This is a genomic window from Trichocoleus sp. FACHB-40 (genome assembly GCF_014695915.1).
In the GTDB taxonomy this organism is placed as follows: Bacteria; Cyanobacteriota; Cyanobacteriia; order Cyanobacteriales; family FACHB-T130; genus Funiculus; species Funiculus sociatus.
Genome location: NZ_JACJPF010000068.1, coordinates 49,367 through 64,360 on the forward strand (window position 1 = coordinate 49,367; position 14,994 = coordinate 64,360).

The window sequence follows — 14,994 nt, forward strand, 5'->3', positions numbered from 1 at the left end:
AGTTGCTAATTGCTAATTGCTAATTGCTAATTGCTAATTGCTTTTTTATTACCATTAGCCATTAGTAATTAGCGATTAACCTGTTTCGATAGTAAGTTCGTAAGTACAAAAAGCTGGCTTTTCCTGTTCAATGATGTGGCGCACTAATCCTTCATCAATTTGTTCGGGTCGGTCAGAACGCAGACGTACAACAAAGTGATAGGGTCGCCCGCCGCCTAGCATAGAATCTTCGCTAAGGTGTGTTTCTCCTAATACAAAACCTCTACCAAAGATTTCTTCAATACAAATATGTTTCTCAGCTTCTTGGGGTATGTGGTCGTCTAAGGGCAAATCTGTGTAGAGATGCAGATAGTGCCGCAAACCTCGCCTTGTCCCGCGCCAGCGGTAAAGTTCCACAGCTTGTCGAATTAGATAACGCTGCCTGCTTAAACTCCAGCGGGGGTTCATGGGCCAAGCTACCCAATGGGCGAGAAAGGGCAGCATCGCCGCAGGCGCAGTCAAGGGGTCTAGGTAAGCCCACAGAGCATCCATAGACTGCACTGCGGGTTCAAAAGTCTCCTCAAAAATTTTCAAGAAGCGACCAATAAAGTCTACTTCTTGATAGAGTGCTGGCAAAAAATTCAGGTAGAGACTGCGGGGACGTATATAAAGGTTAAAGGCTGCGGATTCAATTTGTTGCCTGCCACTACCTTCTTCTACGTAGTAAACATAAAGACGACTCTGATAATCAACTACCAGGGTTTCATCGGTCGCCAAAGATTCATTATTTTCAAAGAAGTTTGCTGGAACTTGGAAGTATAAAACTGCATCCATCTGCTGACCGGGAGCAATTTCGTGTCCTTCCATACCGATGCGACACCACTGTGGCGGGAAGCCCTCAATTTGCAGGTTCACTTGTAAGTTACGCCTTCCCAAGTTTTCTAGCTGCACAACCATTTCACTTGGTTCTTTGGGATGCACAACCAGATCGCAACTGGTAAGCCTGCTATTTACGCCGCCACTCATCAACTGCGGACGATCAAAAGCATTTCCCACGGGCGCGATCGCTTGACTGATCTGCATGGGGGTGAGTTGCAGGCGGAGAATTTTACTGTGGGAAGTGCTTTGAGTCATGGTCAGAACTGAGTAAGGAGGAGTGAGGACTGAGTGAAATAGTACAAGGGTGAGGAATAAGTATAAATTTCGATTTTTTTACTTTTTCCTGTGTTGCTTTTAACTTTCCTTGTTCATACTCATTCCTCATTTCTGATACCTTAATCCTCTTTGCACTATAAGTTGAGGTATTTACTGGATAATATTAACAACGTGACCAGAGCGCAGTAGATTATTCTGCCAAGAACAGGCTAAACCAAGGGGGCCTGGATCGATGACTGGGTTTTGGGGTAATGTTCGCACCCAAGTTTGTTGCTGCTTACGCAACTCAAACAGCTGGACAACACCTAAATAACGCACACCGGCGATTTGCTGGAATAAGGTGACAATATCTGAAGGATAGACGGGACGACCGAAAGGCCAGCCTGTGCCATCCATGCCTCCGGTAAGTGGATTTAAAAAGCGGTACAAAGCGACGCGCAATTTTAAGAGAATGTCTTCTTGGGCGCGGGGATTTTTGTATTCTGGCTCTAGTGCGACTTCGGTTTGAACTGCAACTCCGACATATTCGGGTGCTTGCAATTGTACATGGACTCCCAGTAGTCGGCGTTCGTCCAGGTAAGCGTGAATTTGTTCTTTGAGTTGGGGAGTGAGGGAAAGTAAATCGGGGTGAATGCCAACGCCTTGCGCGATCGCATCTGTATTTGCTTGCGGCACCAGCAGCATCCGTACTGTCCCGGCTTGTTCGCTGGTACTTGGTGGCAAGCACAGGGTGCGGGCAACGGCACCGCCACCAGCTTGTAGCGTCAGTACCTCGAAGTCTTCTGGGGTAACGGCGCGATCGCGAGTTCGGAGCATTGCAGGCACTCTGATTACCGCATCTTCCAAAGATTCGGCATCGGCTCCGTTGCGGGCGGGTGTATGATTTATTACTCTGGCAACGTAGGGAAGCGCTGACTTGGGTACGGTAATTGTCCCCCGTTGGACATTTCCTTTGCGACCGCCGCCTGTGCGATATGCAACCATGCGAATCACGGAACCTTTGGGAGGTACTGCGCCATATTGACGTTCTAGCGATCGCACGTCTGCGGGGATTGGGGTTTGGGCATTCAGCATTGGGGATTGGGAATTGATCGCAGCACGTCCCCAGTCTCCAGGGGTCTGCGTTCTAGCACGCAACTGCGTCTGCTGCTGAAGGTGGGCTGGCTCTCGAATCAAGGGGCCAAACTGAACCAACCCGGTACGCGAATCGATGGTGTAGTGCATATCCTGGGAACCAGATTCGGCAAAATCACTTACCTCTGTCCAAGTTTGGGGTAATGCTCCCGGCGGACTCACCAAAATGTATTCATCTTCCCGGCGAGTCAAGATGGGAACCCCCTGCAATTGGAAAGTCTGACCGGGCGAACCGTCACTCTCTCCCAGAAGTTCATTTCTAATTATTTCACTTTGAGAAGCGCCCACGCTGCCGCCAATCGCTCTGGCAGACAAACCCACAATTCGGGGGGAATTACTGTAACCTGGTTGCGTGGTGTCTATATGGCTGTATACGCAACGCAGCCACCGCCCCTGATAGGTGAGGAAGTGGGACACGGGCCAGCGCTGGGGCATATGCAGGACTACATCTGCGCTTTGGATGGGATTGCTGCCAGTGCGATCGATTTCGCTAAAACTGAATCCTTTGGTGCTATCATCTGATTCCTGCAACAGAACCTGCTGCCAATAGGCACCATTCCAAGCTTCCCAGCGACGGGGGGGAGCCTCCGGGTTAATGCCAGTGGAGGTAGCGGCTTCGCCTTTGAATTTGAGTGCTAGAACATTACCTTCGCACTCGTCCTCTGGGTTGAACACCAGATAAAAGCAATTTCCCGGCTGGGGTTGGTCGTCAAAGATGGAGAGATTTGTACCCGCCCATTCGCCATTAGGTCGGAATGTCCAGAGATTCGTGAAGCGATCGCGCAACATCTGGGGTGTATCTTCCACACTCTGCGCCGTCAGAAAGTGGCGGATGTTAGGCTTACCAATCACCAACGGACGATCGGTGCTGAAAACAATCGCCGGATCGGTTTCTGTCCGCAATGTTGCCAACTCCACCCCAGATGGAATAGTGTATGGATCGGGCAATGCAGCACTTAGGTAAAAAGTCAAGTCTGTCTGAGCCGGAACCGGAGCTTGCAGGCGAACCCCTAATAACTCTAGAAAAGCAACATAGTTGCGACGGGGAACCTGATTAAACCGCAGCAACATTTGGTCAGTCAGCCACGCAAATAGCTCAATCAGAGTAATTCCAGGGTCGCTGGGGTTGTAATTTGTCCACTCCGGACAGTAGCGAGGAATCCGCAGAATGCACTCATCTACTAAATCTTTGAATGTCCGATCGTCTAAATCGGACTTCGGTAACTTGGGTAAAAAATCAAAATCCATTATTAATAATTAATAGGTAATAGGTAATTGCTAAAAGTTAAGAGGCGAGGAATTAACACTTAATTAGTTATTAATTCAAAAGTCCTCATCTCCTAACTATCATTTCCCCCGTTCAGGTAGAAAGGATAAACCAAGCTCCCACGATCGTAACTGCCCTTAGCGTGGTACTCAATAATAATATCCACGCGGCCGCGAATTGGATCGGGTTCAGTACGCACCACGTCCAGAACTATGCGAGGCTCCCACATTTCCAGAGCTTCCTGTACGTGAAGGCGCAATAGCAGCAGGGTTTGGGTGTTCATGGGCGCAAAGACCATTTCCGACAGACGCGATCCAAAATTAGGTCGGTATACCCTTTCACCTATCTGAGTTTGCAGGATAATCCGAATCGACTCTTCGATGTTTCGCTCTGCCGAACTGAGTTGAAGCCCTCCCTGTACGTTCACCCGTAGTGGGAAAGACCAGCCCGTACCCAGGTGGCTGTGCTGCCTATCAGTTCCTTCTGGCATACAAGTGACTTTTTGCCTAGCATCGCAGTCACTTTACTCTAGCTGCTCTTTCCAAGAGTATTCGCCAAAAGTCGAGTTACTCTTAACAAGGCTTCAGAATTACTAAGTTGTAGGTTGGGTCATTGGAACGAAACCGAACACAGTGCTGGGTTTCGTTCCTTAAAAGGGGAAGTCAATACTTGGAAGAGAATAAATCGCAATCAGCGATTAAGGGATAACTAATACGGTAGCTCCGGTGGCGATAACAGGTAAAGAAATGGGAACTGGAACGGGGGCGGGGGGAGTGACTCCCACAGCCATAGTACCCATATGAGCTACTGGACGACCGCAAGCCAGGACGGTGACAGAACAAGGCATAGCTAGAACGCCAGTGGCTATTGTCGGGCCTGCGACGGCATCTCCCATACAAGCTATAGGTCGTCCCATAACTAGCACGGTTGGTGCGCCGGGGCCAATAATGGGACTACCGCCAGCGACATCACCGATTACTGCTACTGGTAACATGGCAATCTTCCTTCTGCTAATGGGGCTAATTGCTATTTGGACGATTGTGGGGGAATTTTTTATGATTAGCCATTAGCCATTAGTAGCGATTAGTAGGGATTAGTAGCGATCGCTCACCATATCACACCATATCAACAGTTCAGTCTAATTAAAGGCGCTGTCATACTAGCTGTGGCAGCTGCCACAATCGCCACCGCCGCACCCGCTTGCAGGCTCAGCGCCGCCGCAGACTGCACACTTACAGCCGCACCAGACTGCGCCGACAAAGCACCGCCAGATTGCAGCGACAAAGCCGCACCAGATTTCATAGTGGCAGCACCTCCAGACTTCAAGTCTAAGACTCCGCCTGCTTGAGCGCTTAACTTGGCTGCGGTTTGAAACTCTATGCCAGCAGGAGCCAGTTTTATAGTGCTAGGGCCTGATTGCAGCAAAATCTCCATTGGTGCGGAAATACTAATTTTTTGCACCGCCTCCATTTTGATACTATTGGTCATGTCATTCATCAGCACCTTCTGACCGCCGGTGGTTGTGATATCTAACTTCTTACCTTGATCGTCTATGAGTATCTTGTGACCGCCCTTAGTCTTAATTTCGATCTTCTTATTCTGATCGTCTAAGCGCACATAATGACCGTCAGTGGTTTTAATTTCCACAAATTTGTCGCTGTCATTCATGTGTAATTTATGACCGCCTATAGTCTCGACATAGACACCAGCTTTGCTGCTGTCTTTATCCTCTTCCACAAACTGCATTTTATGCCCGACACGGGTTTTAATCGTCCGTAAGCGTACCTTGCCTTCACCTGAGATACTGTTATCCACTGTTTCCGGCGGCGCATCCTTACCGTTCCAAACCCCACCAATCACATAAGGGCGATGGATGTCGCCGTGTTCAAAGGCTACCAGCACCTCGTCGTTAATCTCTGGCAGACAGTCGAAGCCGCGAGTGGTTCCTGCTCCCACCCCCACTACTCTCGCCCAGTTGCTTTCGTGGGCGCTGGCATTATCTTCTGGAGTTAGGGTAGGAAACTTTACCCTAACGCGCCCCCATTTTTTCGGGTCTTTGTTATTGGTAACAATCCCCACTAACATAGTTTGTCCCGGTCGCAGCCGAGTTTGCGGAGATAGAGTTGTCAGCAAATCTCCTCCCCGCAAACCTCTGACACTAAACTCCGTACTGTAATAGCGGTCTTGATAGTTTTGACGAGTTTCGGTAACGTAATATTTGCCGCTATACTTTCCCATACCTGAGAGTTCTACTACCCGTCCCGGTCGAATTCGCGGATCTCCCTCAGCTTTTGCATCAGCATAGACAAATTCTCCGCTAAGCTCGTTATATAAGGCTTGAGCTATTTTATCGGCTTCCTTCTGACTGTAGACTGCTTGATCTACCACAATCATTTTCGGTGCCTGATTCTCCAGCCCAAATTTAGTGCTGGTGGTTTTACCTTTGCCGTGTTCGGTATCAGTAATTACTACATCTGATTGACTATTTTTACTCGATGTAATTGCTGTTTTGTTTTGGTAATCCCAACCCCTCACTTCTACAGCACTTACCTGTTCAGCACTGGTGACTCGTACCTGAAAACTATGTATTTCTTGCAACCACTTAAGGGTTAAAGTATCGCCTGCTACAGGTTTGCGAAAATGTAGCTTACTATCTTGCACAAACAATTCAAAGCCATGCCGCGCCGCCCTTTCCCGCAGAAATTCCATGTTGGTTTGATTTTCTTGGAAAACATAGCCAACCGGATCGCCAAAACCATAAGGGCCGCCGCTCTCATCAATTGTGCCAGCGGTCATCCCCACTTCACCGATAATCTGCCGCACAATGTCAGTATCACTCATGTTTTGGAAAGAACGGTTGTAGCGTCCCCGGTGCAGGCGGTGGGATACGTCGTAACCGCGAATGATAACGGGTGCCTGAGATTGACTAGAAAAGTGAGTTTCGATCCCGGTAATTTCCCCTTTGAGAATATCTCCTCGCTGTGCCTCATCAAAGTCCAAATCTTCTGTGGTGCTGGAGGCTAAACCGAGCTGGACAGATTTACCAATCGTAAAGAGATTGTCGTACTTCCAAAGCTGCTCGGAGTCGCGACCTGGAAAGTAGTCATTGCGGACGACTAAAGTAAACATTGCCGGGAGATGGAGGCTTTCTTCGACGGAGATTTGAAGAATATCCTCTGCCAATCCCGCCGGAGCATCCTGTCCGTCAATTTTGATTTGGGGACGAGATATGTAACGAATGGTATTTTGTGGCATTTGTATACAAAGTGTAAATAATTTTTGATTTTAAATTTTTGATTTTGGATTTAAGGCTGAAGGGGAATTTTCTTATTTTGGTATTTGAACCTTCGGGGCGATATGAACTATTGTGGCTTAACCCGCACAGACATCAATCTAAAATCTCAAATTCAAAAAAGGAGCTGAGAGCCAGCTTAAAAGAGTCTCTACGTCCTCGCCAATCCTCCAAAGGTCGAATCCAAAGCTTTTTTCTTGTGGTTCCGGAGGAAGCGATCGCTTCCTCCCAGCAAATATAAGCCCACAGGCTAGAAGCCTCGATACTCAAAGAACAAAGCCTACCAACGGTTGCGTTGGCTGGCTTTGTTTGTTCAGCCGAGACTTTAGTCGTCGGACATTTTTACTACAGGACTGTTATCTTCGATACTCATCTCCACAGTCACCAATCGCCTGATACAAATCCCGCGACTGTCCCAGGACAGCATCAATCTGCTGATAATCTGAGTTATCTAACATCAAATTAAACACTCTGGCGTTGTCTTCTAAATGCTGCGACACGCTTAACCGTGCGCCGACAATTACACCTGCGATCGCTGGCTGATCCAGAATGTAACGAACCGCCACATTAGCAATACTCACAGCGTGTTTTTGGGCAATTTGCTGGAGAGTTGAAAGTAGTTCTTGAAATAAACTCCAACCACCCCACGCATCTACCATGTTTTTATATTTCCTCAAACTAGCCGTGTTTAGTTCTCCCCCTCGCGGTTCCGGTTTTCCCGAATATTTTTCTGACAACAAGCCGCCGCAAAGCGTCCCGTAAGCAAATAGTTTGATATCGTTTTCTTGGCCAAACTGCACCATATTTACTAAAGGACGGCGGTCAATTAGAGAAAACTGCACTTGATTGGAAACGATTTTGATTCCTGCATCAGTAATAATTTTTACGTGTTCCGTATCAAAGTTTGTTAAAGCCAAGTGCTTAATTTTACCTTCCTCTTGAAGTTGGGTCATGTACTTGAGCGCTTCCAAGTAGTTTTCATCCCGGTAATCCCACCAGTGAAACTGCATCAAGTCTAATGAATCAACTCCCATTCTTCGCAGGGAAATATTAATGTTATCTTCTACCAACTTGCGCGTCATTTTAGTTGGTCTTGGCACCCATTTTGTGAAAGCTTGCAAGTTAGGCAGCGCTTCGGTTCCACGGGTTTCCACCAATTGCCGCCGGAACTCGCCAATAAAGTCTTCTGCGGGGCCGTAATGGTCTGCCAAATCCCAAGTTGTAAAGCCTGCATCCATGTAGTCAAACATACTTTGGATGGCGGCTTTTGAGTTAATTCGTCCGTGAGCGCCTGATACTTGCCACATACCATTTAGTACGCGGCAGATATTCAAATCTGGGGTAAATTGCAGTCTGCTTGATTCGGGTAGATTCATTTTGACACTTTGTTATGTATAGATAAAATTATTGCCTATAGTGTCAGAAGTTGGCTGCGATACACAAACTTAACCTCTCCCCAAACCCCTCTCCTAGTAGGAGAGGGGCTTTCCCCCTTTCCTACTAGGGAAGGGGCTAGGGGTTAGGTCTGTATTTTATTTAAGTAAGTAGTGCTACAAATCAATCTTTTTAAAATTAAACCACAAATAAATGCAGATAATTTATCAGTGTTTATCTGTGGTTAATAACTCTAAAAGGTTACTATTCAGGTTTGCACGGAAAATTCTTCTGGATCGATGTCCCAATTGATCCAGCTAATCGCTGCACGAGCTGATGTAATGTCCGGTGGAACTCGCATAGCATGAATAAAACTTGTGCTAGGACAGGTCATTTTTAGCAAATGAATTGGCTCTTTTTGAGGAGCATCATCATCATCATCAAAATCGTCAGGCTCGAAACCATCAATATCAGCATCAAGTTTTAGCAAAGTGTATTCTTGCCAGGAATCTAATTCAGTTGCTTGTAATTCTTGACAAATTCGTGCATAGCCAATCCCTTGAATTAGCACTCGCCTCAGCTCAGCGTTGTCTTCTTCTAAAAGCCATTGCGCCTGCCATTGATGAGGATGTAGTTTGCCATATTTTTCAGGCAATTTCACACCGTGATAATAATATCCTGTATGCCATCCATCGGCAAACTGAATCGCGGGTTCACCTTCGGCGTGGAGGCGGTTTTGGTTGTCGAGGGAGATTTTAGTAGGGCGATCGCATACGATACAAATCTTCTCAAACGGGAAAATCAAACCACAATGCTCGAAAAGCTGGTTCAGACAGTCAAATGCTTCCCGTGTCTTTTGGTCGAGAGTGACACCTAACGAAGAAACATAAAATTCAGTTGCGTAGATTTGTGTAAAAAGGTCTGTAGGAGTTACTGGATAAAAATCATCTGCATCAAAAGAGCTGGAATCAGCTCCGATGAGTTCTAGAGAATGATTAATTAATTCATCCAGCTCCCACCATCCTTCTTCGTCTCCTGCTGTCAGCTCTAGTTCTATCTGCTCTGGCGCTATTTCATTCCGGATATGATTCCACAGCGCTTGACACGGAAGTCCTTCCAAAAACCATTGGAGCTGCTTTGATAGTGACTCTCCCCACACGAGCAGGGATTTCAGCTTACCAAATCTTTGTTCTTCTGGTGTATTGTCTAGTTTGAGCAAGTTGAATAGTTGAGTACACCCCGCGTGTGGACTAGGGAAAAAAAGAACTTCTGGTGCTTCTTTGCCAATCCTTGCATACGCAGATTTGATAGCTTTTTTGGCTTCTTTAAAATCGATCGACTTCGTTAAGAGAGTGCACCGCTTCTGTAGAAGCGATCGCAACAAAGTTAGATTAAGGATTGGATTAACTCGGAGATTCAGTTTGGTAAGGTTGGTTAACTCAGAAAGCCCACTCAAGTCGCTAACTTGATTACTACTGAGACTCAGTTGGGTGAGGTTGGTTAACCCAGAAAGCGGACTCAATTTGGTAATTTGATTACCACCGAGTTTCAGATGGGTGAGGTTGGTTAACCCAGAAAGCGGACTCAATTCGGTAATTTGATTGTTGTAGAGATGCAGTTGGGTGAGGTTTATTAACCCAGAAAGGGGACTCAATTCGGTAATTTGATTGCTATTTAGATGCAGTTGGGTGAGGTTTATTAACCCAGAAAGGGGACTCAATTCGGTAATTTGATTGCTATTTAGATCCAGTTGGGTGAGGTTTATTAACCCAGAAAGGGGACTCAAATCGGTAATTTGATTACTATTTAGATCCAGTTGGGTGAGGTTGGTTAACCCAGAAAGCGGACTCAAGTCGGTAATTTTATTGTAATAGAGATTCAGTTGGGTGAGGTTAGTTAACCCAGAAAGCGGACTCAAGTCGGTAATCGAATTGTTATGTAGATCCAGTTGGGTGAGGTTGGTTAACCCAGTAAGGGGACTCAAGTCGTTAATTTGATTACTACCGAGATCCAGTTGGGTGAGATTGGTTAACCCAGAAAGTGGACTCAAATCGGTAATTTTATTGTAATAGAGATTCAGTTGGGTGAGGTTGGTTAACCCAGAAAGCGGACTCAAGTCATTAATATCTTCACCAAGAGACAGTTGGGTGAGGTTGGTTAACCCAGAAAGCGGACTCAAGTCGGTAATCCAATTGTTATGTAGATACAGTTGGGTGAGGTTGGTTAACCCAGAAAGCGGATTCAAGTCGGTAATTTCATTACTGCTGAGATCCAGCTCCGTGCAGTATGAAAGTATCAGCTCCGCTTCATAGCAGTCCCAAGTGTCAGCTTCCTCTAACAGCACCTCAACTGTGTGTCTGGCTGCTTCTGAGAGGGTATTTTTGTGCAAACACCAGTCAGCAAAGCTGTTAAAAGTTGTATTTTTTATTTGCTGTGGTTCAAACATTTATCACCTCTTAACTGAGATTTGTGTTTCTTAGTTAGGTGTCAGTAACCAGCAACTTGTTAAGAGCGCCAGTCTTTTTCAGCTTGTTCTAGCACGTAAGCGGAAACAGCTTGGATTTCTTGTTCGGTTAAGCGGTCTTTGTATGCCGACATATTGTTTTTGCCGTTAGCGACGATGGATGCGATCGCATCCGTTGAATCATATCCATTTTTTTTTAAAGCTTTTAGTTGCAGATTTTTCCCCCGTCTAATAATATTGCTGCCATTGATATGACAACCAGCACATTCGACGCTGAAAATTTTGGCACCATTAGCTATATCTGCCGCTAAAGCATTTGGAATAAATGCAATGGTCAGCATTACTACCATCAATATCGCGATTTTCACTAACTTATTCAACATTATTCCCCTAATCTTTAGCTAAATTAAACTACTTTTAATTATCCGTGCTTTCTCCATCAGATGATTCACTGTCTTCCATTGCTTCCTGAAGAAACAGCATAGCCAATCTGTTGTAGGTGCCAGCACCAATAAACTGCGGATAAGTGTGAGAACGGCTATATACCCATACCACATCTTCACCATCAAGAATTCGGATATCTTGAAACAAACTTTTGCACTTTGGTTGAAGAGACTTAGCGGTATTCAATGCGTCTGTCCATCTTTCAAACTCTTGAGAGAATCCCGGCGTTATTACTCTAAACATAACTTTGTGCTGCTGGGCTTTCTTAGTTGGTCATTCCTCAAAGTGACTCAAAGGAAGCCGAAAATCCTTCCAGGGTTAAACTCTCGTCTTGGAAGGCTTCCGCGTCCCCCACATCTTCAACGTGGTATTCCATGAAACGCTTACCATCGGGCATTTTTTTGGAAGAAATACAAGTATTTTGATACTTGTCTGCGATCGCTAAAAATTCTTTCCCATGTCGTTTCCAGCCATCGCCTGAGCAGGTGACAGTTAGCAGCCACATAATTTAATCTCCATTAATATTGTTCTGGTTGCAGTACACCCTGTAGATGTAAAAGGGTATTTTACTGCTGAGGTGCAATTACTTTGGCGCTGTTAGTGGAGTTATCCCAGACTATCCAAGCCAACTTATTGTCTAAATTATCGGAACTATTTGTGACCTTAAAATATATCTTTTCTCCGTTTCTAGGTTCAACCGCAAAGTCGGCTTTTTCAGCGTAGACTACTTTAAAGCCTTTGTCTCTAAGACAATACATTGCCCACGCTTTTAGCGTGTGTTTTTCTGGCTCAAATTTTATCGGAGGCTTGGTAAATATTTCCTCGATTACCTTAAATAGCTGCTGCACTGGTTTAACTCCCATCAGGCACTTTTCTTATCATCAGCGACAAAGGTAAGACTTTCAAGCTTAAATTTATTCTGGATCGCAGCGGATCTCGACGAGAAACCCATCTGGATCGTAGAAGTAAATGCCTCGTCCGGTAGGGCGACTAACGGGGCCATGATCGATCTGCACTTGATTTTGCTTTAGCACCTCGACGGCGCGGTCGAACAATTGCGGATCGATGTCAAAGGCAAGGTGATTGGCGCGGGTAAAGGCGCGATGGGGGTTTTCGTCTGGCGGTAACAGTTCCGGTTCCCAAAACAGATCGAGGACGGTGCCATCTGGGGTGACGAAGTTGGTCACTTTTCCATCTGTCACAAGCGATCGCAATGTGGCGGGAACTTCTTCGCCTGTCAGTTCGTGTAAACCAAGTATAGCTCCGTAGAAGTGACGGGAAGCTTGCATATCTTGAACGTTCAAGGCTATGTGGTGTACTCGACGCAGATTACCTGGGGTAAGAGCAATATTCTGAGATTGAGGGCTAGAAAGCATGGTAGTAATCGCAACCTTTCATTACTTAAGATAGAAGCTAGACTTTTATCTTTAATTCTATTATTTTAAATTAAAAATTAATTATGCAGTTTGATTATTCTCTAGATTTTAAAAATATCAATTTTCGCGATCGCCCTGAACTTTATCGAGTTGGCAAGGGCGAACAGGGAGTGCTTTTGGTGGAGCCATACAAAGCCGAAATCCTTCCCCATTGGCGGTTTAAAACTCCGGATATCGCGAGGGAGTCTAGCGAAAAAATCTACCAAATGTTTCTTGACTATCTGGAGCAGGATGATTTTATTGGGGCGGATATGGCGCGGAAGTTTTTACAAATGGGTTATACGCGATCGCGCCGCTACGCCAATCATAAAAGTGGCAGAAAATATAAGTCAAATCCTCAAAAAGAAGATTCTAAAGAAGCCCAGGTTACAGCCAGAAAAGATATTTTACCAAATGAAGTAGACCCGGTGAAAGCTGAATCGGCGGCAATATTCAAAGAAAAATGGATGCTAGCCAAGACAAATGAGAAGTATTTACAGCTTTTAGCAAACCATAAACAGATGTACGAGCAAGGATGAAATAAAAACAAACCCCAGCGAATAGAATTCGCAACCGCACCAACCAAGTCCGCCTGCGCGGGCTGTAGAGACTCGTGTCCCTACAAATAGATTTAACACCTGTGTATGCAGGTTTTTTTTCTTCCAGGGCAATTCTAGTTTCCCCAAGGTAAAAGTTAATCCTTTATGTCAGTTCAAATATTGACACACAATCAACCGAACTTTTTCGGAACCGTTCTCTACATTGGTGTAGTACACAATTAGTTTAGCAACAACAATCAAAATGCGTATTCATCGTCAATCAATGCTATTTGTCAGCTTATCTCTGACAACCTTGGGAACAATTACTTCGGCTAATCACGTCATAGCTTTATCCCAATCTTCTGCCTCAAGCCAAACAGTCACAACATCACAGAAAATCCTAGCCCAATCAACGCAACTTCCCTCTAAGTGTGTCTACGACACTAGAAAAACAGTGCAAACTGTGAAAAGTCAAAAGGGGAAGGTGACTCTGGTTGCTAACAATTATGTAATTGTTACCGAAGGCGTTAATGGAACAAGATTTGTTACTTGCAATCTTCCCGATGCTTTCAAAACGGAGGGGAAAACAATCGTATTCAGCGGTGAAGTAAAAGAAATCTATCCTAATGAACGTTTGGTGGCTACACCGTTTAAAATTACAGCGATCGCATCCAGCACCCCAACCCCAACCCCAACCCCAACTCAGTCTATTCAAAGCTTACCCAATGGTGACTACAGATTTTGTAGCAAGTCGCCTTCAGCGGACACAGGTAACGGAGATACAGGCTATTGTTATGTATTCAATAAAAGAGGAAATCGCCTAGTCGGAGACTTTTACGATTCCAGGTCTTTGGGCGAAGTAAGCGCCTGTGTTAGTGGTACGCTCAACAATAAAACTGTTCGCGGCGAAGCTATAGAATTGGTAGGAGATATTGGGAACCGCAATATCCCGCCAAATTCACGAGGAAATAGGCTGGTTAATTGGGATAGCCAAGGTTATTTGAAAGTTGCGAGAGCCACTCAAATTGCCAGGAATGCTACCACCGGGAGTAGAAAAATTCGCTATCGCGATGCTGTACTCAAATTAGATGGTTTTTATCGCTATAGCCAATCAGCAAAAGGCGCACCCACCAACTGTCTTAACCGCTAATCAAGGTTACTTGTAAAAGTAAGCGATTGAGAATGCGATCGCTGTAGGTTGAAACTTACAACAAAACCCTACCATTGCTTAAAATGGTAGGATTTTGTTGCTTCAACCCCACCTAAACTTTTATTTTTTGACAAATAAAAAGGAGGTACCGCAGCACAGGTACCTCCTTTTTATTTACTTAATCTGGTCAGGAGCGATCGCTTATCCTTGAGGTGGTAGCAAAACCATATCAACGACATGGATAACGCCATTGTCAGCTTCGATATCCGGTGTCACAACCATCGCCGCATTCACCTTGACTCCGCTAGAAGCATCAATGGTGAGGTCTGAACCTTGAACGGTTGTAGCTTTATCCAGATTGACCACATCAGAAGACATCACTTTGCCAGGGACAACGTGATAGGTCAGAATTTTGGTCAGTTCCGGAATATTCGCCAGCAGAGAATCTACTGTTCCGGCGGGAAGCTTGGCGAATGCCTCATCGGTTGGTGCGAAGACTGTGAACGGCCCAGGCCCTTTGAGGGTGTCTACTAAGCCCGCAGCCTGGACAGCAGCGACTAGGGTCTTGAAACTTCCAGCGCTAACGGCGGTATCTACGATGTCAGCCATTTGTTGCACCTAATCTCTAAAAACGTTTCTTTAACAAATGTAAAGGACTTTTAAGTTTTATGATGTCGTCCAAATTACATTGAACAAAAACTCGTTCCCCCTCGACAGGGCAAGGTTTTGAGTCAAATAAGTATGTCCTTAGAGAGAAGACAATAGCTGACAATTGTTGTTT

The 14,994-nt window shown here is 45.5% G+C and carries 15 protein-coding genes; 2 read left to right on the forward strand and 13 right to left on the reverse strand.

Translation table 11 applies throughout. The annotated features are described in order from the left end of the window. Positions 1–75: 75 nt before the first annotated feature. The 12 genes from H6F63_RS16100 to H6F63_RS16160 form a co-directional block, all read right to left on the reverse strand. Positions 76–1,113, reverse strand: a complete 1,038-nt coding sequence (locus H6F63_RS16100) for a phage tail protein (RefSeq protein WP_190638589.1) — start codon at positions 1,111–1,113, stop codon at positions 76–78. Between the two features lie 171 nt (positions 1,114–1,284). Next, on the reverse strand, positions 1,285–3,516 hold the full coding sequence (locus H6F63_RS16105) for a putative baseplate assembly protein (RefSeq protein ID WP_190638590.1): 2,232 nt from the start codon (positions 3,514–3,516) through the stop codon (positions 1,285–1,287). Between the two features lie 92 nt (positions 3,517–3,608). Beyond that, positions 3,609–4,025: a GPW/gp25 family protein gene (locus H6F63_RS16110; RefSeq protein WP_190451391.1), complete on the reverse strand. Its 417-nt coding sequence runs from the start codon at positions 4,023–4,025 to the stop codon at positions 3,609–3,611. A gap of 207 nt (positions 4,026–4,232) precedes the next feature. Beyond that, complete coding sequence (locus H6F63_RS16115; protein WP_190444035.1) at positions 4,233–4,529, reverse strand: PAAR domain-containing protein; 297 nt, start codon at positions 4,527–4,529, stop codon at positions 4,233–4,235. 131 nt (positions 4,530–4,660) lie between these two features. Continuing rightward, positions 4,661–6,790 (reverse strand): VgrG-related protein, encoded by a 2,130-nt coding sequence (locus H6F63_RS16120; RefSeq protein WP_190638591.1) that lies wholly within the window; start codon positions 6,788–6,790, stop codon positions 4,661–4,663. A gap of 393 nt (positions 6,791–7,183) precedes the next feature. Continuing rightward, positions 7,184–8,203, reverse strand: coding sequence for an aldo/keto reductase (locus H6F63_RS16125; protein WP_190638592.1), 1,020 nt, complete (start codon positions 8,201–8,203; stop codon positions 7,184–7,186). A 266-nt stretch (positions 8,204–8,469) separates the two neighbouring features. Beyond that, a complete protein-coding gene (locus H6F63_RS29445) occupies positions 8,470–10,647 on the reverse strand; it encodes a leucine-rich repeat domain-containing protein (RefSeq protein ID WP_199298074.1) in 2,178 nt (725 codons plus the stop codon). A gap of 59 nt (positions 10,648–10,706) precedes the next feature. Next, entirely contained in the window at positions 10,707–11,048 is a 342-nt protein-coding gene (gene petJ / locus H6F63_RS16140) for a cytochrome c6 PetJ (RefSeq protein WP_190638593.1), read from the reverse strand. Positions 11,049–11,082: 34 nt separating this feature from the next. After that, the gene (locus tag H6F63_RS16145) at positions 11,083–11,352 is read right to left on the reverse strand and encodes a hypothetical protein (protein ID WP_190426994.1); all 270 of its coding nucleotides are present in this window, start codon (positions 11,350–11,352) and stop codon (positions 11,083–11,085) included. 37 nt (positions 11,353–11,389) lie between these two features. Further along, positions 11,390–11,614: a hypothetical protein gene (locus H6F63_RS16150; RefSeq protein ID WP_190638594.1), complete on the reverse strand. Its 225-nt coding sequence runs from the start codon at positions 11,612–11,614 to the stop codon at positions 11,390–11,392. Positions 11,615–11,675: 61 nt separating this feature from the next. Further along, positions 11,676–11,972 (reverse strand): hypothetical protein, encoded by a 297-nt coding sequence (locus H6F63_RS16155; protein WP_190638595.1) that lies wholly within the window; start codon positions 11,970–11,972, stop codon positions 11,676–11,678. Positions 11,973–12,023: 51 nt separating this feature from the next. Beyond that, entirely contained in the window at positions 12,024–12,485 is a 462-nt protein-coding gene (locus H6F63_RS16160) for a VOC family protein (protein WP_190638596.1), read from the reverse strand. An 83-nt stretch (positions 12,486–12,568) separates the two neighbouring features. Between H6F63_RS16160 and H6F63_RS16165 the strand changes: the two genes are divergently transcribed. Then, positions 12,569–13,063, forward strand: a complete 495-nt coding sequence (locus H6F63_RS16165; protein WP_190638597.1) for a DUF4385 domain-containing protein — start codon at positions 12,569–12,571, stop codon at positions 13,061–13,063. Between the two features lie 262 nt (positions 13,064–13,325). Beyond that, positions 13,326–14,213, forward strand: a complete 888-nt coding sequence (locus H6F63_RS16170) for a hypothetical protein (protein ID WP_190638598.1) — start codon at positions 13,326–13,328, stop codon at positions 14,211–14,213. Positions 14,214–14,414: 201 nt separating this feature from the next. Here H6F63_RS16170 and H6F63_RS16175 read toward each other — a convergent pair whose 3' ends face one another. Further along, entirely contained in the window at positions 14,415–14,822 is a 408-nt protein-coding gene (locus H6F63_RS16175) for a fasciclin domain-containing protein (RefSeq protein ID WP_190638599.1), read from the reverse strand. Positions 14,823–14,994: the final 172 nt, after the last annotated feature.